This is a genomic window from Streptomyces roseifaciens, assembly GCF_001445655.1.
Classification (GTDB): domain Bacteria; phylum Actinomycetota; class Actinomycetes; order Streptomycetales; family Streptomycetaceae; genus Streptomyces; species Streptomyces aureoversilis.
The window spans coordinates 758,892-775,202 of sequence record NZ_LNBE01000002.1; the positions used below are offsets into that span (position 1 = coordinate 758,892).

The 16,311-nt window shown below is 71.4% G+C and carries 19 protein-coding genes; 11 read left to right on the forward strand and 8 right to left on the reverse strand.

All coding sequences use genetic code 11. The features are described 5' to 3' along the window. Nucleotides 1–99: 99 nt before the first annotated feature. Nucleotides 100–768 (reverse strand): dienelactone hydrolase family protein, encoded by a 669-nt coding sequence (locus AS857_RS04900; protein ID WP_058041853.1) that lies wholly within the window; start codon nucleotides 766–768, stop codon nucleotides 100–102. A 341-nt stretch (nucleotides 769–1,109) separates the two neighbouring features. Between AS857_RS04900 and AS857_RS04905 the strand changes: the two genes are divergently transcribed. From AS857_RS04905 to AS857_RS04915, 3 genes are all read left to right on the forward strand, one after another. Then, the gene (locus AS857_RS04905) at nucleotides 1,110–1,814 is read left to right on the forward strand and encodes an LppU/SCO3897 family protein (protein WP_058041854.1); all 705 of its coding nucleotides are present in this window, start codon (nucleotides 1,110–1,112) and stop codon (nucleotides 1,812–1,814) included. A gap of 175 nt (nucleotides 1,815–1,989) precedes the next feature. Next, nucleotides 1,990–3,390 carry a condensation domain-containing protein gene (locus AS857_RS04910; RefSeq protein ID WP_058041855.1) on the forward strand — a complete coding sequence of 467 codons (1,401 nt, stop codon included), beginning with the start codon at nucleotides 1,990–1,992 and terminating at the stop codon, nucleotides 3,388–3,390. A gap of 52 nt (nucleotides 3,391–3,442) precedes the next feature. After that, nucleotides 3,443–5,110, forward strand: coding sequence for a carboxylesterase/lipase family protein (locus tag AS857_RS04915; RefSeq protein ID WP_245699580.1), 1,668 nt, complete (start codon nucleotides 3,443–3,445; stop codon nucleotides 5,108–5,110). 32 nt (nucleotides 5,111–5,142) lie between these two features. On the opposite strand, the gene AS857_RS04920 is transcribed toward AS857_RS04915, so the two are convergent. After that, a complete protein-coding gene (locus tag AS857_RS04920; protein WP_058041856.1) occupies nucleotides 5,143–5,508 on the reverse strand; it encodes a cupin domain-containing protein in 366 nt (121 codons plus the stop codon). Between the two features lie 162 nt (nucleotides 5,509–5,670). On the opposite strand from AS857_RS04920, the gene AS857_RS04925 reads away from it, so the two are divergent. After that, nucleotides 5,671–6,717, forward strand: a complete 1,047-nt coding sequence (locus AS857_RS04925; protein ID WP_058041857.1) for a magnesium and cobalt transport protein CorA — start codon at nucleotides 5,671–5,673, stop codon at nucleotides 6,715–6,717. A gap of 28 nt (nucleotides 6,718–6,745) precedes the next feature. Here AS857_RS04925 and AS857_RS04930 read toward each other — a convergent pair whose 3' ends face one another. Both AS857_RS04930 and AS857_RS04935 read right to left on the reverse strand, forming a co-directional pair. Beyond that, nucleotides 6,746–7,177, reverse strand: coding sequence for a cupin domain-containing protein (locus AS857_RS04930; protein WP_058041858.1), 432 nt, complete (start codon nucleotides 7,175–7,177; stop codon nucleotides 6,746–6,748). Between the two features lie 35 nt (nucleotides 7,178–7,212). Further along, nucleotides 7,213–7,608, reverse strand: coding sequence for a hypothetical protein (locus AS857_RS04935; protein WP_058041859.1), 396 nt, complete (start codon nucleotides 7,606–7,608; stop codon nucleotides 7,213–7,215). Between the two features lie 101 nt (nucleotides 7,609–7,709). On the opposite strand from AS857_RS04935, the gene AS857_RS04940 reads away from it, so the two are divergent. After that, entirely contained in the window at nucleotides 7,710–8,297 is a 588-nt protein-coding gene (locus tag AS857_RS04940) for an RDD family protein (protein ID WP_058041860.1), read from the forward strand. Between the two features lie 66 nt (nucleotides 8,298–8,363). Here AS857_RS04940 and AS857_RS04945 read toward each other — a convergent pair whose 3' ends face one another. Beyond that, on the reverse strand, nucleotides 8,364–8,795 hold the full coding sequence (locus tag AS857_RS04945) for a PepSY domain-containing protein (RefSeq protein WP_058041861.1): 432 nt from the start codon (nucleotides 8,793–8,795) through the stop codon (nucleotides 8,364–8,366). Between the two features lie 157 nt (nucleotides 8,796–8,952). Here AS857_RS04945 and AS857_RS04950 point away from each other — a divergent pair, with 157 nt between their 5' ends. From AS857_RS04950 to AS857_RS04960, 3 genes are all read left to right on the forward strand, one after another. Further along, on the forward strand, nucleotides 8,953–9,639 hold the full coding sequence (locus AS857_RS04950) for a response regulator transcription factor (RefSeq protein WP_058041862.1): 687 nt from the start codon (nucleotides 8,953–8,955) through the stop codon (nucleotides 9,637–9,639). A 4-nt stretch (nucleotides 9,640–9,643) separates the two neighbouring features. Then, the gene (locus AS857_RS04955; protein ID WP_245699581.1) at nucleotides 9,644–11,215 is read left to right on the forward strand and encodes a sensor histidine kinase; all 1,572 of its coding nucleotides are present in this window, start codon (nucleotides 9,644–9,646) and stop codon (nucleotides 11,213–11,215) included. 128 nt (nucleotides 11,216–11,343) lie between these two features. Then, nucleotides 11,344–12,234 carry an aminoglycoside phosphotransferase family protein gene (locus AS857_RS04960; protein WP_058041864.1) on the forward strand — a complete coding sequence of 297 codons (891 nt, stop codon included), beginning with the start codon at nucleotides 11,344–11,346 and terminating at the stop codon, nucleotides 12,232–12,234. 78 nt (nucleotides 12,235–12,312) lie between these two features. On the opposite strand, the gene AS857_RS04965 is transcribed toward AS857_RS04960, so the two are convergent. The 3 genes from AS857_RS04965 to AS857_RS04975 all read right to left on the reverse strand — a co-directional run bounded on the left by AS857_RS04965 (nucleotide 12,313) and on the right by AS857_RS04975 (nucleotide 14,299). After that, nucleotides 12,313–13,098 carry an isocitrate lyase/PEP mutase family protein gene (locus AS857_RS04965; protein WP_058041865.1) on the reverse strand — a complete coding sequence of 262 codons (786 nt, stop codon included), beginning with the start codon at nucleotides 13,096–13,098 and terminating at the stop codon, nucleotides 12,313–12,315. Nucleotides 13,099–13,292: 194 nt separating this feature from the next. Next, nucleotides 13,293–13,691, reverse strand: coding sequence for an SRPBCC family protein (locus AS857_RS04970; protein ID WP_058042105.1), 399 nt, complete (start codon nucleotides 13,689–13,691; stop codon nucleotides 13,293–13,295). Between the two features lie 5 nt (nucleotides 13,692–13,696). Next, nucleotides 13,697–14,299: a CGNR zinc finger domain-containing protein gene (locus AS857_RS04975; RefSeq protein WP_058041866.1), complete on the reverse strand. Its 603-nt coding sequence runs from the start codon at nucleotides 14,297–14,299 to the stop codon at nucleotides 13,697–13,699. A 48-nt stretch (nucleotides 14,300–14,347) separates the two neighbouring features. On the opposite strand from AS857_RS04975, the gene AS857_RS04980 reads away from it, so the two are divergent. The 3 genes from AS857_RS04980 (at nucleotide 14,348) to AS857_RS04990 (ending at nucleotide 16,306) form a co-directional block, all read left to right on the forward strand. Then, nucleotides 14,348–14,800 (forward strand): VOC family protein, encoded by a 453-nt coding sequence (locus tag AS857_RS04980; RefSeq protein ID WP_058041867.1) that lies wholly within the window; start codon nucleotides 14,348–14,350, stop codon nucleotides 14,798–14,800. Between the two features lie 211 nt (nucleotides 14,801–15,011). Beyond that, a complete protein-coding gene (sigJ, locus tag AS857_RS04985) occupies nucleotides 15,012–15,854 on the forward strand; it encodes an RNA polymerase sigma factor SigJ (RefSeq protein ID WP_245699619.1) in 843 nt (280 codons plus the stop codon). Beyond that, nucleotides 15,842–16,306, forward strand: a complete 465-nt coding sequence (locus tag AS857_RS04990) for an SRPBCC family protein (RefSeq protein WP_058041869.1) — start codon at nucleotides 15,842–15,844, stop codon at nucleotides 16,304–16,306. Before sigJ ends, AS857_RS04990 begins: the two co-directional genes overlap by 13 nt. The last annotated feature ends 5 nt before the right edge of the window (nucleotides 16,307–16,311 follow it).

Below are 16,311 nucleotides of genomic sequence, written 5' to 3' on the forward strand. Positions count from 1 at the left end.
CCGGGGATCTTTACTCCAGGGGCCTCTGCTCCGGCCGGCCTCTCCTCCTGGGGCCTCTCCTGGGGCCTCTCCTGGGGCCTCTCCGCTCCGGCCGTCCCGCTACGGCTGCCCTTCTCCGTCCGGGGCCTCCGCGGGCCGGAGGAACCACCGGCATGCCACGTCGGCGACTTCCTCCAGCGTTCCCGGCTCCTCGAAGAGGTGGGTGGCCGCCGGTACGACATGTACCTGGTGGGGTGCCTGCAGCTGCGTGGCGGCCGTGCGGTTCATCTGCAGCACGTCGTAGTCCCGGCCGCCCACGATCAGCAGGACGGGCGCCCGGACCCGGCCGAGCGCGTCGTCGGCGAGGTCGGGGCGGCCGCCGCGCGAGACGACCGACCGCACGCGGTCCGGTCGCTGCGCGGCCGCGGTGAGCGCCGCCGCCGCGCCCGTACTGGCCCCGAACAGATGGACCGCCAGGCCGGCGGTCCGCGGGTCCCGGCCGAGCCAGTCGATCGCTGCGGCCAGGCGCCCGCTCAGCAGGTCGATGTCGAAGCGGTGCTGGGCCGTGACCGCGTCCACCCGCTCCTCCTGTTCGCTCAGGAGGTCCATCAGCAGCGTGGCCAGGCCGGCCTCCTGCAGCGTCGCGGCGACCGCCCGGTTGCGCGGGCTCATCCGGGAACTGCCGCTGCCGTGGGCGAACAGCACCACCGCCCGGGCGGAACCCGGTACGGCGAGGTCACCGACGAGCGCCGGCCCGTCGGTGGGAATCAGAACCTCCTCGGAGACCATGCAGCCACCTTCCCTCGGGTACGGCGGCTGTCCGGGCGCGCCACGCCGGAACGGGATGTCGGCCGTACGGACGGATGTCAGCCGTATGTCAGCCGTACCGGTCGAAGAGGTCGGCCGGATCGTCGCTGAGCGTGCCTCCGGCGGCGAGGCAGTGAACCGCCGGCTGCATACCGGCCTGGAAACGGACTCCGACGTCCCGCCTTCCGGTTCTGTCCGTTGTGTGGAAGTAGAAGTTCCTTCTAGAAAAGCACTCCAATGCTTCCGCTGTTTGGTCCACACTGGGCCGCGACCGGCCGCCTCCGCACCCCGTGCGGCGGCCCACCATCGGCTCAGGAGTCGCGGTGTCAGCAGAAGTCACTGTCAGCCTCACCCCGAGGGAGGCGTCCTCGGGTGCCGTCCGCCCCGTCGACCTGCCGTGGGGGACGATCAGAGTGCGCATACCCCCGCTCCCGGGCGGCGGTCTCATCAGGATCGCCACGCCGCAGGGCGAGGTGCTGGTACGTGTCGTGGTGACGGCCGGGCGGCGCGGCCGTCTGACGCCGAAACTGATCGGCCTCGCGGCCGCGGCGGGCGTCCTCGCGGGCCTGGTGGTCCTGAGCGACCGCGACGACCGCTCCTCGTCCGCCGACTCCCCGCCGCCCGCGGCCGGTTCCTCCGCTTCCTCCGCGTTCGGTGCACCGGCAGGGCAGACGCCCTTCGCTTCCCCGACGCCCTACGGAGGAGCGGCGCCGACGCCCCACCGTTCCCTACCGGCTCTCGAACCGCCCGCTCCCGCCCGCCCCCACGACTTGGGCACCTGCCTCGACGGGGAGTCGGTCCCGCCGTCGGCGGGCACGGTGAGCGTCGACCCGTTCCGCGTCGTCAGCTGCTCGTCTCCGAAGGCCCACTACCGGGTGGTCCAGACGTTCCACGGGACGAGGGACCGCAGCAGGTGCAAGAGCGTCGCGGAGAGCCAGTACGCGTACTCGAGCTGGAGCAGCAGGGGCGGGCGCACCTTGTGGGAGGCCGTCTACTGCCTGGTGGGGCTCGGCTCGTACGCGAGATGAGGGGACCGACGGGGTCTCCATCTGGGGCCGGCTGCCGGCTGCTGCCGCACGTGCCCGGCCCGTTTCCCCTGACCAGTCGGCTCGTTGGGCTGAACGAGTGAGTGCGCCCGCCGGTCTCTGCCCGGCTCGTGGCGGCAACTCCCGTCCAGGGCAGCCGACAAGGGGAAGGGACCCCGTGATCCAGGTATCCGTCGAGGATGTGGAAATCGCCCCAGGGCACGTCTTCGAATGGGCGGTGGTCTCTTCGAAAATGGTCGGCTCCGCCGGGTCGCCCCGGCCGGGCGCGGCCACGACGTACAACCAGGCGAAACATTTCGCCGTCGCGCAGGACGCGCACAGAGCGAACGACACCGTCTGCGCCTACGTCGCCGGGACCTTCGATCTCCCCGGGCCCGTGGACCGCGAAGCACTCGGCTCTGCGATGCTGCATTTCGTCCGGCGCCACGAGGTGCTGCGCTCCAGCTTCCAGCAGCTCGTCGGCGAGGTGTCCTGCGACGTCCTCGGGCCGGACGACGTGGAGCTCAAGGAGCACGACATGGGGTTCGTCGGCTCCGCCGACGGCGTGCGGGAGCATCTGCACCGCACGTTCCAGCAGGTCGACCCGCTGTCCTGGCCGCTGATCCGCATGGGCGCCGTGGTCAGGGACGACTCCGCCACGGTCTGGTTCGCCTGCGACCACCTCGTGACCGACGGCCTGTCCACGCCGATCGCCGTGCACGACATCGCCGCGGCCTACGAGGCGTTCGCGAACGGCCGCACCCCCGCCCTCCCGGAGACGGGCAGCTACCTCGACTTCAGCCGCGAGCAGCGCCGCCGAAACGTCTCCCTGGACGCCGACGACGCCCGGCTGGACCGCTGGAAGACGTTCATGGCGGGCGGCGACAGCTTCTTCCCGCGCTTCCCCCTGGACCTCGGCGCGGAGCCGGGCCGCATGTACCCCGCGGTCAACGAGACCGAGAAGCTGCTCGCGGCCGACGAGCTCGAGAAGCTGGAGGCCACGTGCCGCGCCGTCGGCGGCAGGCTCTTCATGGGGCTCCTGGGCGCCGTCGGCGTGTCCCTCAGGAAGGAGGGCGGCCCGGACGTCTACCGGGGCATCATGCCGGTCAGTGAACGCGGCCGGGGCCCCTACGCGCACACCATGGGCTGGTTCATCAACACCATGCCCATCGCCTTCTCCGTCGCCGAGGATCAGGACTTCGCGGCCGTCATGGCCAACGTGCGCGCCGCGTCGGCCGAGATGCAGCAGCACGTCGACGTACCGTTCGTGAAGGCGTGGCAGCTGCTGGCCCCGGTGGAGTACACGAAGATCCGCTACTGGCCGTACGCCGTGAACTTCTTCTCCTACCTCGACTTCCGGCGGTCGCCCGGCGCCCGGCACCACGTGCCCCGGCAGGCCAGGAAGCACGTCTGGCTGTCGCGCACCAACGGCTTCTGCTTCTGGCTCCACCGCACGGACACCGGCCTGTACATGAACTCGATCTACGTCGGCACGCCCGAGGCCCGGCGCACGGTGTCCGGTCTCCGGCGGACGCTCACGCGCACGCTGGAGAACATGACCGGCTCGGGGACGTTCTGAGCTGCAGGGGCCGAAGACGCAGAGGGCGCAGAGGGCGCGGAAGGCGTTGAACGTGCTGAAGGTGCTGAAGTTGTCGAAGGGGCAGGGAAGCATGCGGCGCGCCCGGCTCCCGCGCCGCCGCCGAGGCGCTCTGGCCGCCGTGCTCCTGGCGCTGTCGTCCGCCGTCACCGCGGCCGCCGCAGCGCCGGGGGGCGGCACGCCGGAGCGCCCGGTCGTCGGGACCGACCACGGGCTCGTACGGGGCAGAGCGCACGACGGCTTCGCCACGTACGAGGGCATTCCCTTCGCGGCTCCGCCCACCGGCGGGCTGCGCTGGCGGCCGCCGCAGCCCGCCCGCCCCTGGCGCGGCGTGCGGGAGGCGGGGGAGCCCGGACCCCAGTGCCTGCAGCCGCCGGTGTTCGGCGGCGGGGCCCCCACGGGTTCGGAGGACTGCCTGCACCTCAACGTCACCGCACCCACGGGCCCCGGACCCGCCCGCGGGCGGCCCGTCATGGTGTGGCTGCACGGCGGCGGCTTCACCTACGGCACGGGCAGCACCTACCACGCCGAGCGGCTGGCCGTACGGGGCGGCGCCGTCGTCGTCACCGTCAACTACCGGCTCGGAACGCTCGGGTTCTTCGGCCACCCGGAGCTCAAGGACGCTCCGCCGTTCGGCCTGGCCGACCAGCAGGCGGCCCTGCGCTGGGTGCGGGCCAACGCGGCCCGCTTCGGCGGGGACCCGGGCAACGTGACCCTGTTCGGGGTGTCGGCCGGCGGGCTCAGCACCTGCGCCCAGCTGGTCTCGCCGACCGCAGCCGGCCTCTTCGACAAGGCCGTCCTGCAGAGCGGCTCCTGCATGACGGAGTACCCGCCCGGCGCCCTCATCCCGAGCCTCCCCGCCTACCGGCCCTTCGTCTCCCAGCACGACCTCCGCGACGAGGGCGCGGCCGCAGCCCGCCGTCTCGGGTGCCCGCAGGGCGCGGGTGCGCTGGACTGCCTGCGGGGCCTGAGTGCCGGCAAGCTCGTCACGCCCGAGCTGAACGCGGTCTTCAACAGACCGGCGTACGGCAACCCCCTCCTGCCCACGGAGCCGGCACGCGCCCTGGAGGCCGGCCGCTTCCACCGGGTGCCGGTGATGCAGGGCGCCAACCGCGACGAGATGCGCATGTTCCTCGGCTTCACCCTCGGCCAGTACCCCCTTCGCGACGCCCGGGACTACCGTGCCCGCCTGCGGAACTCCTTCGGCGGCGCGGCCGGGGCCGTCGAAGCGGAGTACCCGCTCTCCGCGTACCCCACGCCCGCCCTCGCCTGGGCCGCGGTGACCACCGACAACGCATGGGCGTGCACCACGCTGCGCGCCGACAAGGCCCTCGCCCGGCGCGTCCCCACGTACGCCTACGAGTTCGCCGACCGGACCGCGCCCGTCCTGGAGGGCCTGCCCGACGTGCCGGGCTTCCCCTACGGCGCCGCGCACGGCTTCGAGCTCCCCTACCTCTTCGTCTCCCCGCTCACGAAACAGCCCCTCACCGACCGGCAGCGCGCCTTGGCGGACCGGATGACCGACTACTGGACACGCTTCGCCCACACCGGCAACCCGAACCGCCTCGGCGCTCCCGGCTGGCCCGCGTTCCACAGCCAGGCGCCACTCGCCCAGTCCCTGGCACCGGGCCGGCACGGCGTGGAGCCCTTCGACGTGGGCCCGGCACACCACTGCCCCTTCTGGGACCGCCACCGGGATTGAGTCCGTACCGCGCGGACTGCCCCTCGGCGGGTTCAACCCATCCGTGCTTTGACGTGGTCGACCACTTCGTTGAATTCCCTGGTCGGCGAGAAGTCGACGTATTCGCAGTCCTCCAGCGCCTCCGGGGCGTGCCCCGGAGCCCAGTAGAAGGCTTGACCGGCCTCGTAGATCTCGTCCCCGCCCGCTGTCCGCATCTTCAGCCGCCCCTTGAGCAGGTACCCCCAGTGGGGGCACTGGCACATGCCGCCCGGCAGACCCGTGAGAGCCGGCTTCATGTCCGTGCCCCGGGGGAACCGCACGAAGGCGACGGACATGCCTCCCCCGGCTTCCCGCGTGCGCAGCTCCACGCCACCGCCTTCGATGGCGACCGGAGCCTCTTCCCGCGTCGTTGCCGTCATGGTCCCTCCTCATGAGGTCGTGTGGTTGCACCACTTTCTGCCACCGGACAGCTAGATTCGCATGCAAAGTAGTCAAAAAGCATTCAAAAGGGGTCGACGGCCATGTCGTGAGCCCCCGTGGGCCGGCCCGGGCAACCGTCCCCGGCCGCGAGGAGGAAGGCCGTGATCGTCGACTGTGCCCACTACCGTGACGGCCGGCGGCAGCACGAGGGCGCGATGCCGCTGGAGCAGGCGGCCGCGCGCTGCGCGCAGGGCGGGTTCGTCTGGCTGGGCATGTTCGAGCCGGGGCCTGCGGAACTGGCCAGGGTGCGCGAGTGCTTCGGGCTGCACGAGCTCGCCGTCGAGGACGCCCGGGCGTTCCACCTTCGGCCGAAGGCCGAGCAGTACGAGGACGGCACCGAGCTCATCATCCTGCGCACGGCGCGGTACGACGACGAGCGCGAGGAGGTCGACACCGGCGAGATCAGCATCTTCCTCGCCGAGCACTTCGTGATCACCGTGCGCCAGGGCATCGCCAGCGAGCTGAGCGGCGCCCGCAGCCGGCTGGAACGCCGCCCCGAACTGCTCCGGGCAGGAAGCGTCTCCACGCTGTGGGCGATCCTCGACCAGGTCGTGGACGGCTACGCGCCCGTCGTCGCGGAACTGGAGCGCGACATCGAGCAGATCGAGGCCACCGTCTTCTCGGGGGCGGTCGCTCCGACCGAGCGGATCTACTCCCTGCGCCGTGAAGCCACCGACTTCTACCGCGCGGTGCACCCGCTGCTCGCCGTGGTGACCCGCCGCCTGCAGCCGGGCAAGGCGCCGGCCGGACTCCTGCCGTACTTCCGCGACGTGCACGACCACCTGCTGCTCGTCAACGAGGAGGTCGCCGCCCAGCGCGACCTGCTGGCCACCGTCCTCGAAGCGAACATCGCGGTGATCTCCGTGGAACAGAACAAGATCAACCTTCGGCAGAGCGCCACGATGGAGCGGCTGACGATCCTGGCGTCGGTGTTCCTTCCCCTGTCGTTCGTGGTCGGCTTCTTCGGCCAGAACTTCGACTGGCTGGTCACGCACATCAGCAGCTTCACGGCCTTCCTCGTCCTCACCCTCTGCGGACTGCTGCTGCCCTGCCTGCTGCTGTACGTCTGGCTGCGCCGGCGCCGCAGCCACCCTGCCCCTCCGGTCCCGGAAGTGAGAGACGCCCACCCGCGTGCGGAGGCGCGGTGAACCGGCCGCGCCCCCGCCGGGCCTGATCTCAGCCGACCCCGACCGTCAGCAGACCGAGCCGTTCCTCCAGCCAGTCCGGCAGCTCCAGCAGCCGGACGCCTTCCTGCTCGTCGGGATCCGTCCGCGCGACGAGGCACACCATGTCCTCGCCGCTGCTGTTCACCGGCATGTGCGGGGTGTCGGCGGGGATGTGGAAGTAGTCGCCCGCGTGCAGCACCACGTGCTCGGCCAGGCCCTCGCCGTGCCACACCTCGACCTGACCCGACTGGATGAAGATGGCTGATTCATGGCCCTCGTGCAGGTGCGGGCGCCCCCGGGTGCCGGCGGGCATCACCAGCCGGTGAAGACACAGCGCCTTCGCGCCTGCCGACTGGGCGCTGATCCCCGCCCCGAACAAGCCGCCCTGAACACCTTCGTACTGCCCGGTGCGGACCACCGTGCACTGCTTGTGATCTTCCATGCGCGCAGTACAACAAGTCTGCCCGCAGCCGGCGATCAGTTCGAGCCAGAGGGCCGACGGCGGGCGGCTACGGCGTCGAAGAGGTTCCAGCCGTCCAGCTCTTCGACCGGAGGGTCGTCGGGACGCCATCCCTGGCTCAGTGCCTCGTCCAGCAGTGCCCTGACGGTCCCCGGCTCGTGGAGGTTCAGCAGCCCGCCTCCGGTGGTGCCGACTGCCCCGGACGGCATGTAGCCGTCCGGGACGAGTTTGCCGGGGCCTGTTCCGAAGGAGATGCGGAGGCGTCCTCGCGCCTTGAACAGGCGGATGACGAGGGTTTCGCAGCAGTCCTCGTACCGGCCGCCGCCCAGCACGTGGTGGGTGTGGCCGATCGACCACATATAGGTCGCCCCGTCGACTACGAGACGCCGTGCGGCCTTTTCCTTGCGAGCCATCCGCAGATGGTAGCCGCGCCCGCGTGTTCGAGCCTGTTCGGTTCCGCTCGGGTATCAATCCGAGAATGAGTTGTGACAGTCATCAGGCAGGATGACCTCCCGTGATCGACTATCAGTACCAGCAACAGCACCCGAACCAGCAGCCGAATCAGCCCCCACAGTCCCCGCCCCACCCGTACGCTCCCCACCCCCAGCAGCAGTACCCGCACCCGCACTACCAGCAGCCCCCGCACCCCTACGCGTACCCGCCTCAGCACCCGAACCCGTACCCGACCCCGCAGCCCGAGGTCCCCGAGGCGATCGGGGACGAGCGCCGCATGCTCGCTGCGGCGATCGACGGCACCATCACGGTCGTCGGCGGCCTCGGTCTCGCCCTGCAGCTCGCGGACGACAAGAGCGTCGGCATCTTCTGGGCCTACGTGGCCGGGTGCGTGTTCGGGGTGTCCTTCGTCCACCACGTGCTGGGGGCCGTGCTGTTCCGGACGACGGTGGGCAAGTTCCTGCTGGTGTCCCGTGTGGTGCGCGACGCCGACGCCGGGCGGCCGCGATTCTGGCAGGCCGTGGGCCGCTGGCTCCTGGGCCTGACCTGGCTCCCGATGCAGCCGGTGCGGAGCCTGATCGGCGCGGAGGGCGACCCGTACGAGGACGCCTGCGGCCTGCGCTACGTACGCAGCAGGGACCTGCGCTGATCAAGGCCCCGGGCACCGCGCGGGACCGGGCGGCGACGGCCAGTCGTCCTGGTCGTCCTAGTTGTCCTAGTCGTCGTGGTCATCGCGGTCGTCGCGGTCGTCGCGGTCCTCGTCGGGCGTGTCGACGGTGTTGGCCGTGACCTTGCCGGACGTGGCGTCGACGGTGACGTCGTGCTCGGTGCCCTTGCCGTCGATGATCTCGACGTCCCAGGCGGTGCGGCCGTGGTCGTCGTCGAGCTCGGCGGAGACGACGGTGCCGGAGACGCTCTTGAGCGCGGCGTCGGCGGCCTGCTTGACGTCGACCTTCGCGCTCTTGACGAGCGCGCGGTGCTCGCGCTCGTCCGCCCCGATGGAGGACACGGCCGGAGCGTCGCCCCCGTTCTCCGTGAGGGAGGCGGCGGTCGCGGCGCCCGCGCCGCCCAGGAGGGCGGTTGCGGCCAGTGCAGCGGCGAGGACACGGCGGCGGCCGGTCAGTACGCGCTTGAGCTGCGGCTTCATGAGGACAGTCCCTTCGTCTTCGAGGACCCGGCCCCCCGGTGGCGGGGCCGGTCGTCGTTGCGGTTGTCGTTGCCGTCCTCACGGTGCCCAAGGCTTCCTGAACGCCCGCTGAAGGAAGCTGAAACTTTTTTCAGGTTCGCTCTGCGACGCTGAAGACATGCGACTGCTGATCGTGGAGGACGAGAAACGGCTGGCCACCACCCTTGCCCGCGGCCTGGGCGCCGAGGGCTTCGCCGTCGACGTCGCCCACAACGGCCTGGACGGCCTGCACCGGGCCCGCGAGACCGCGTACGACCTGATCGTCCTGGACATCATGCTGCCCGGCATGAACGGCTACCGGGTCTGCTCCACCCTGCGGGCGGCCGGGGACGACACCCCGATCCTGATGCTGACCGCCAAGGACGGGGAGTACGACGAAGCCGAGGGCCTCGACACCGGCGCCGACGACTACCTCACCAAGCCGTTCTCCTACGTCGTGCTCGTCGCCCGCATCCGCGCCCTGCTGCGTCGCAGTACCCGCGCCGGAACCCCGGTACTGCGGCTGGGTGATCTGACGGTGGACCCGGGCGCGAAGCAGGTGCAGCGCGGGGAGACCGACGTGCCGCTCACGGCACGGGAGTTCGCGGTCCTCGAACAGCTGGCGCTGCGGGCCGGGCAGGTGGTCTCCAAGGCCGAAATCCTCGAGCACGTATGGGACTTCGCCTACGACGGCGACCCGAACATCGTCGAGGTCTACATCCGCACGCTGCGCCGCAAGCTCGACATCCCCTTCGGGCGTCGCTCGATCACCACGGTACGGGGAGCGGGCTACCGGCTCGCCACCGACGGCGGCACCCATGTTTAGGCCGTTGTCCAGGCCGTTCGCCTCCGTACGGGCACGCACCACCCTCGGTGCCACGGTCGTGGTCGCCCTGGCCCTGGTGGCGGCGGGCATCACCGTCATCAGCGTGCTGCGCGGCGACCTGATGGACCGCGTGTCCCTGCAGTCCGAGGTACGGGCCCGCGCGGTGGCCGGCTCCCAGGCGGCCCTCAACGGCCGCTTCTCCGAGGTCTCCCTCCCCGACGACGAGGACCACCTCGTCCAGATCGTCGACAGCGCAGGCAAGGTGCTCGCCGCGGGCGAACCTTTGCGCGGGCGGGCCCCGCTGACCACCTACGATCCCGCGCCCGCCCCCGCCCCCACGGCGAAGCCTTCGGACCGCGATGACGACGACGGCGACGATGGCCGTGACGACGGCGGTGACGACAGCGGTGACGACAGTGAGGAGACGCCGCCCCGGGGGCAGGTCTCCACCAGCACCGACCACAAGACCGTCGCCGTGAACACCGACAGCGACGAACCGGACGAGAAGCACGATTACCGCTTCGCGTCCGTCCACGCCACCACCTACGACGGCCGCAGCTACACCGTCTACGCCGCCACCCCTCTGGGGGACGAACAGGAGACCGTCACCTCCGTCACCCGGGCCATGCTCATCGGCCTGCCCCTGCTCCTCCTCGTGATCGCCGCCGTCACCTGGCTGGTCACCCGCCGTGCCCTGCGCCCCGTCGAAGCCATCCGCGCGCGGATGGCGGAGATCACCACCAGCCACGACCTCAGCCGCCGCGTACCCGAACCCGCCTCGCGCGACGAAGTGGCCCGCCTGGCCGTGACCACCAACCAGACCCTGGCCGCGCTGGAGACCTCCGTCGAACGGCAACGCCGCTTCGTCGCCGACGCCTCCCACGAACTGCGCAACCCCATCGCCAGCCTCCGCGCCCAGCTCGAAGTGGCCAACGCCCACCCGGAACTCCTCGAGGCCGACGGGCTCCTTGAAGAGGTGACACGCCTGCAGACCCTGGCCGCAGACCTGCTCCTGCTCGCCCGCCTCGACGCCGGGGAAGGCACCGAAAGCACTGAAAGCGCCGGAAGGGCCGGAAGGGCCGGAAGCACCGAAAGCGCCGAAAGTGCCGGCAGGATCACTGTGGACCTCGCCCGCCTGGTACGAGCCGAACTGGTCCAGCGTGCGGCAACCGACCGGATCACCCCCCGTGTGCAGATCACCGGAGAGAGCCACGGCGTCAGCGGCAACGCCTCCCAGCTCACCCGGGTGCTGGGCAACCTGCTCGACAACGCCCAGCGCCACGCCGCCTCCTGCGTGTCCGTGACCCTGAGCCGAGAGGACGACGCGGTCGTGCTGACCGTCGGCGACGACGGCGCGGGCGTGCCCCCGGCCGAGCGGGAGCGCATCTTCGAACGGTTCGTCCGCCTCGACGACGCCCGGAGCCGCGACGAGGGCGGCGCCGGACTGGGCCTGGCCATCGTCCGCGACGTCGTGCAGCGCCACGGCGGACGGATTTCCGTACGCCGGGCACCGGAAAGCGGTGCACTCTTCGAGGTCAGGCTTCCCCTGGCGAACGCCGCTCCGGGCGTTGCCTAGAGCTGCGGAACCGTTTTGTGATCGGTGGCAAATGCGTTACCGCCGACGGGCCCGGGAGGCATAGGTTGATGCGCGGTACGGCGGGGCGAACACGCTCCCGACGGTGAGAGCGGATGATCGGTCGGCACATGGCAACCAAGATGCATGCGGACGAGGCGGACATCGACGCGGGGCTCGTCCAGCGGTTACTCCGTGCCCGGTTTCCCGAGTGGGCGGACCTGCCGGTCCGGCGCCTGGCGTCCGGTGGGACGGTGAACGCGATCTACCGGGTCGGCGACGAACTGACCGTCCGTCTGCCGCTCACCGCGGGCGGCGCCGAAGGGCTGGACGAGGAGGCCCGGTGGCTGGCGGAGCTGGCGCCCTTGATGCCCGTCCCGATCCCGACGGTCGTAGGGACGGGGGAGCCCGCCGAGGGCTACCCGTGGGCGTGGTCCGTCCACCGGTGGATCGGGGGCGAGGCGCTGGTCGAGGGGCGAGTGGCCCGGCCCGAGGCGATGGCCCGCGACCTCGCGGGCTTCGTCACCGCCATCCGCAAGGCCGACCTCGAAGGCGGCCCTCCGGCACACCGCGGCGGACCGCTGGCCAGTGCCGATGCGGAGACCCGGGACGCGATCGAGGCGCTCCGGCGCACGGACGAGCCGTTCGACGCCGACGCGATCCTCGCCGCCTGGCAGGCGTCGCTCGCCGTCCCGGCCTGGCCTGGGGCGCCGTGCTGGATCCATTCCGACCTCATGCCGAGCAATCTGCTGGGCGCCGGTGACCGCCTGGCCGCGGTGATCGACTTCGGTACCGCGGGGCTCGGCGATCCCGCCGTCGACCTCATCCCGGCGTGGAACCTGCTGCCGTCCTCCGCCCGGCAGGTCTTCCGGGACTGCGTGGACGCCGACGACGACACCTGGGCGCGCGGGCGCGGTTGGGCGCTGTCCATGGCGGTCATCCAGCTGCCGTACTACCGGAAGACCAACCTGGTCATCTCCGCCAACGCCCGCTACGTGATCGAGCAGGTTCTCGCGGGCTGAGCTGAGTTGATCTGTGCTGAGCTGTGCTGCGCTGCGCGGGTGCGTGCCGGGGCCCCGGGGCGCGGGCGGGCCGAGGGGTCAGTTCGCCGTGACGTCCGCCGCCTTTCGCAGCCCGGCAGCCAGCTCCTCCACCATCGCCATCGTGCGACGGTGGAGCCCACCGCCGAACGTGACCCGGGCAGCACCCAGTTCGCCCAGCTCGCGAGGTGCGGGCCCGTTGGTGAGGGCGATGGCGTTGACGGGTGCGGGAACGGCGCGGGTGATCTCCGGGAGGAGCTCCGCGGGGGCCAGGATGGGGTACACGCAGTCGGCGCCGGCGAGGACGTAGAGCCGGGCACGCTCGATAGCGGCTGCGGCTGCGGCTGTGGCATCCGGGGCCACCTGGCCGGCACGCAGGAAGGTGTCGGTGCGGGCATTGATCACGAGCCGGTCACCGGCCGCGGCACGCACCTCTGCCAGCCACTCGGCCTGCTCGGCAGGGTCCTTGAGCCGTCCGGTGGTGCGGTCGCTGTCCTCCAGGTTGCAGCCGACGACGCCGGTCTCCAGCAGCCGCTCGACGAGTTCGGCGGGCGGCAGCCCGTAGCCGTCCTCGATGTCGGCGGAGACCATCACGCCGTCCTCCGCGACGGCCCGGACGATGCGGGCGACCGCGGTGAACATCTCGTCCGCAGGGGTGCTGCCGTCGGCGTAGCCGAGGGAGGCCGCGATGCCGGCGCTCGGCGTGGCCAGGGCCCGGAATCCGGCGGCTGCGAAGGCGCGGGCGGTGGCGGGGTCCCAAGGGCCGGGCAGGACGAGCGGGCCGCGCCCGGCACGGTCGTGGTGCAGGTCGCGGAAGGCGGCGACGTTGCCGGTGATTGCTGTCATGTGAACGACCGTAGACGCGGAGGATCGCGCGGAGGTGGTCCACTTGAGGGCCCGTTTCATGGGCCATTGACGGGCGACGGGCAGGGGCGGCGGGCGATAGGGGGGGTGGGGGATGGGGAACAGGCGACCTGTGACGTAGTAGGGCGGCCGGTGTCAGGGCAGGTGGCCGACGCAGGGCGGGTGTCAGCTCGCCGTCACTGCTGCCGGTCGAGGGCGGCGGCGACCCGGTCCATGACGCCCTGCCAGTGAGCCCGCTGCTGCTCGCGCTCCTCGGCGCTCGCCAGGTGCTCCTGGTGGAAGCGGAGGGCCGTCCGGGCGGGGTCGGCGGCAGGGGTGAGGGCGACCTGGACCGTGGTGGTGCCGTGGGTGACGCGGATACGGTCTCCCGGCCGGTAGCCGCGCACTTCGCCCGTCACTCCGGCGGCCGTCCGGTAGGGGGCGCCGCGTTCCGGGGCGAGGGCCGCGCCGGGGCCGAGCCAGAGGGCGATCCCTTCGGGGCTGCTGATGAAGTCCCAGACGACGGGCGCGGGGTGGGGCAGCGTGCGGGACACGCCGATCTGCCAGCCGACGTCCTTGGTGAGTCCGGTGGGCATGATGGTCATCCTTCCTCGGATTGGCGGGCGCGCAGCGCCCGTACCTTGCTGCGGTTGCCGCAGTGCTCCATGGAGCACCAGCGGCGCCGGCCGGGGCGTGAGGTGTCGACGTAGACAAGGTTGCAGTCCTCGGCGGCGCAGGTGCGGATTCGGTGTGCATAGGGGCCGGTCAGCAGCTCGACGGCGTCCCGGGCGACGGTGGCCGCCAGCTGCGTGCCGCTGGGGGTTCCGGACCACTGCCGCTCGCCGGTCGGTGCGACGACGGGGGCCAGGGAGGGGCGGGCGGCCGCCGCGTTGATGGTCTCCAGGTCGCCCTGCGGGTGGGGCTCGCCGCGCGTGTGGGCGATGACCACCCGGAACAGTGCGTCGCGCAGCTCCCGCATACCGGTCACCTCGGCTTCGGATATCTCCAGCACGGGCGTCGGCGTCAGCCGCGACCGCTCCGCCCAGGCGGCCAGGTCGGCGGGCTCGTGCAGGACCTCGTAGCGGCGGTACGGGCCGGGGCCGCCGGTGGGCAGCAGTTCCAGGCACAGGGCGCCGGGGTCGAACCGGTAGGCGACGCCGGTGTGGGAGCGAAGGGTGAGCCCCTTGGCTGCGGGGGAGTCCATGCCGCCAGTGTAACTGGTTATATCGGTTACATCGACTATGCTGGCGGCATGGCATTGAACTGGAAGCTGGTCATCGACAGCGCGAACGCACCCGCCCTCGCCGACTTCTGGGCCGCGGCCCTGGAGTACGAGGTGGAAGACCCCAGCAGGCTCGTCGAGCAGCTGCTGGCCGCCGGTCACATCGCCGAGGCGGCGGTCGTCGAGCACCGCGGCCGCAAGACCTTCCGCGGCTACGCCGCGATCCGTCACCCCGAGGACCCCTTCGACGAGACCAGCGGCGTCGGCCGCGGCCGGCGGCTGCTCTTCCAGGACGTGCCCGAGGGCAAGTCCGGCAAGAACCGCCTGCACCTCGATGTGCACAGCGAGCCCGGTGGCCTCGACGAACTGGTGACCCGGCTGGAAGGGTTGGGGGCGACCCGTATCCGCGAGGTGAACCAGGGCCCGGCAGGGCACTGGTGGGTGATGCAGGACCCGGAGGGCAACGAATTCTGCGCGGCGTAGGGCCGTGTCGGCGAACCTTCTGTGTCCCAAACCTGATTGAGCCCCAGATCGAGTCCCCGATCGAGCCCCTGACTGTGAAGTGATTCACAGTCAGGGGCTGTCACGGTTCGCCGGTGCCGGGTGTCTCGATGGGTGCCCGAAAGAAAGGAGCCGGTTCGTCGTGGACGCCTTCACCGAGCACCGTGCGCTGCTGTTCACCATCGCCTACGAGATGCTGGGCAGCGCCACCGATGCCGAGGACGTGCTGCAGGAGAGTTACCTGCGATGGAGCGCGGTCGACCCGGCCACGGTCGAGCATCCGCGTGCCTACCTGGTCCGCGTGGTGACCCGGCAGTCCCTCAATCACCTGCGCGCGGTCAAGGCGCGGCGCGAGGAGTACGTCGGCACGTGGCTGCCCGAGCCGATCCGCACCGCACCCGAGCTGAGCGAGGACGTGATCCTCAACGAGTCGGTGTCGATGGCCATGATGCTCGTCCTGGAGACGCTGAACCCGGCCGAGCGCGCGGTGTTCGTGCTGCACGACGTGTTCGGCTACACCCACGGCGAGATCGCCGCCTCGATCGGGAAGACCGAGGTCACCGTCCGGCAGATCGCCCACCGCGCACGCCGGCACGTCCATGCTCGGCGCCGCCGCTTCGAGCCCGACTCCGAAGCCACCCGGGAGATCGTCCAGCGGTTCCTGCTCGCGACGACGACCGGCGAGGTCCAGGCGCTGATGGACCTGCTGGCGCCCGACGTCGTGCAGGTCTCCGACGGCGGCGGGAAGGTGTCAGCCGCCCGCCACCCGATCACCGGCCGCGCCGAGGTCGCCCGGTACGTCCTCGGCGTGGCCCGCACCAGCGTCACCGCGACGACCCGGATCGAGCCCGCCACCTACAACGGCATGCCCGCGGCGCGCTCGCTCACCGACGGTGAACTCGACTGGCTGCTCGCCTTCGAGATCCACGACGGACGGATCACCGGCCTCTACGTCATGCGCAACCCGGACAAGCTGCACCGCGCCGATGCGGTGCACCCACTCAACAGGGGAGAACGCCAGCCATGGAAACCATGATCGTCGAGCGCACCATAGACGCCCCGATCGACGACGTCTTCGCCTGGCTCACCACGACCACGAACTACACGTCCTCGCCCTTGGTGCTGCGCTGCCGCCTGGCCCGGCGCGGAGAGACCGCGCCGTACGGCTTCGGCGCGGTGCGCAATCACCTGTGGCTGATCGGTTGGTTCCGCGAGCGCATCACGCACTACGACCCGCCGTACGCCACCGAGTACGTCGTCGAGCGCAGCCTGCCGCCGGCCCGGCACGAAGTCGGCAGCATGACGTTCACCGAGACTGACGGCGGCACCCACGTCCGCTGGACCACGCGTGCCGAGATCCCCGTCCCGCTGGTCGGAACCTTCCTCACCCGTCGCTTCGCGCGGCCGATCATCACCAGCACTTTCGGGAACATCCTCGCCGCGGCCGATGCCGCGCTGGCCGGGCGCTCCAGCGGGCACCGGGCGTGAGGGCT

What these genes read in the sequence shown, in the direction of transcription:
- AS857_RS04900 (WP_058041853.1), bottom strand. Translation starts at nt 768, where the DNA reads ATGGTCTCCGAGGAGGTTCTGATTCCCACCGACGGGCCGGCGCTCGTC.
- AS857_RS04920 (WP_058041856.1), bottom strand. Translation starts at nt 5,508, where the DNA reads ATGACGGCAACGACGCGGGAAGAGGCTCCGGTCGCCATCGAAGGCGGT.
- AS857_RS04930 (WP_058041858.1), bottom strand. Translation starts at nt 7,177, where the DNA reads ATGGAAGATCACAAGCAGTGCACGGTGGTCCGCACCGGGCAGTACGAA.
- AS857_RS04935 (WP_058041859.1), bottom strand. Translation starts at nt 7,608, where the DNA reads ATGGCTCGCAAGGAAAAGGCCGCACGGCGTCTCGTAGTCGACGGGGCG.
- AS857_RS04945 (WP_058041861.1), bottom strand. Translation starts at nt 8,795, where the DNA reads ATGAAGCCGCAGCTCAAGCGCGTACTGACCGGCCGCCGCCGTGTCCTC.
- AS857_RS04950 (WP_058041862.1), top strand. Translation starts at nt 8,953, where the DNA reads ATGCGACTGCTGATCGTGGAGGACGAGAAACGGCTGGCCACCACCCTT.
- AS857_RS04960 (WP_058041864.1), top strand. Translation starts at nt 11,344, where the DNA reads ATGGCAACCAAGATGCATGCGGACGAGGCGGACATCGACGCGGGGCTC.
- AS857_RS04965 (WP_058041865.1), bottom strand. Translation starts at nt 13,098, where the DNA reads ATGACAGCAATCACCGGCAACGTCGCCGCCTTCCGCGACCTGCACCAC.
- AS857_RS04970 (WP_058042105.1), bottom strand. Translation starts at nt 13,691, where the DNA reads ATGCCCACCGGACTCACCAAGGACGTCGGCTGGCAGATCGGCGTGTCC.
- AS857_RS04975 (WP_058041866.1), bottom strand. Translation starts at nt 14,299, where the DNA reads ATGGACTCCCCCGCAGCCAAGGGGCTCACCCTTCGCTCCCACACCGGC.
- AS857_RS04980 (WP_058041867.1), top strand. Translation starts at nt 14,348, where the DNA reads ATGGCATTGAACTGGAAGCTGGTCATCGACAGCGCGAACGCACCCGCC.
- sigJ (WP_245699619.1), top strand. Translation starts at nt 15,012, where the DNA reads ATGCTGGGCAGCGCCACCGATGCCGAGGACGTGCTGCAGGAGAGTTAC.
- AS857_RS04990 (WP_058041869.1), top strand. Translation starts at nt 15,842, where the DNA reads ATGGAAACCATGATCGTCGAGCGCACCATAGACGCCCCGATCGACGAC.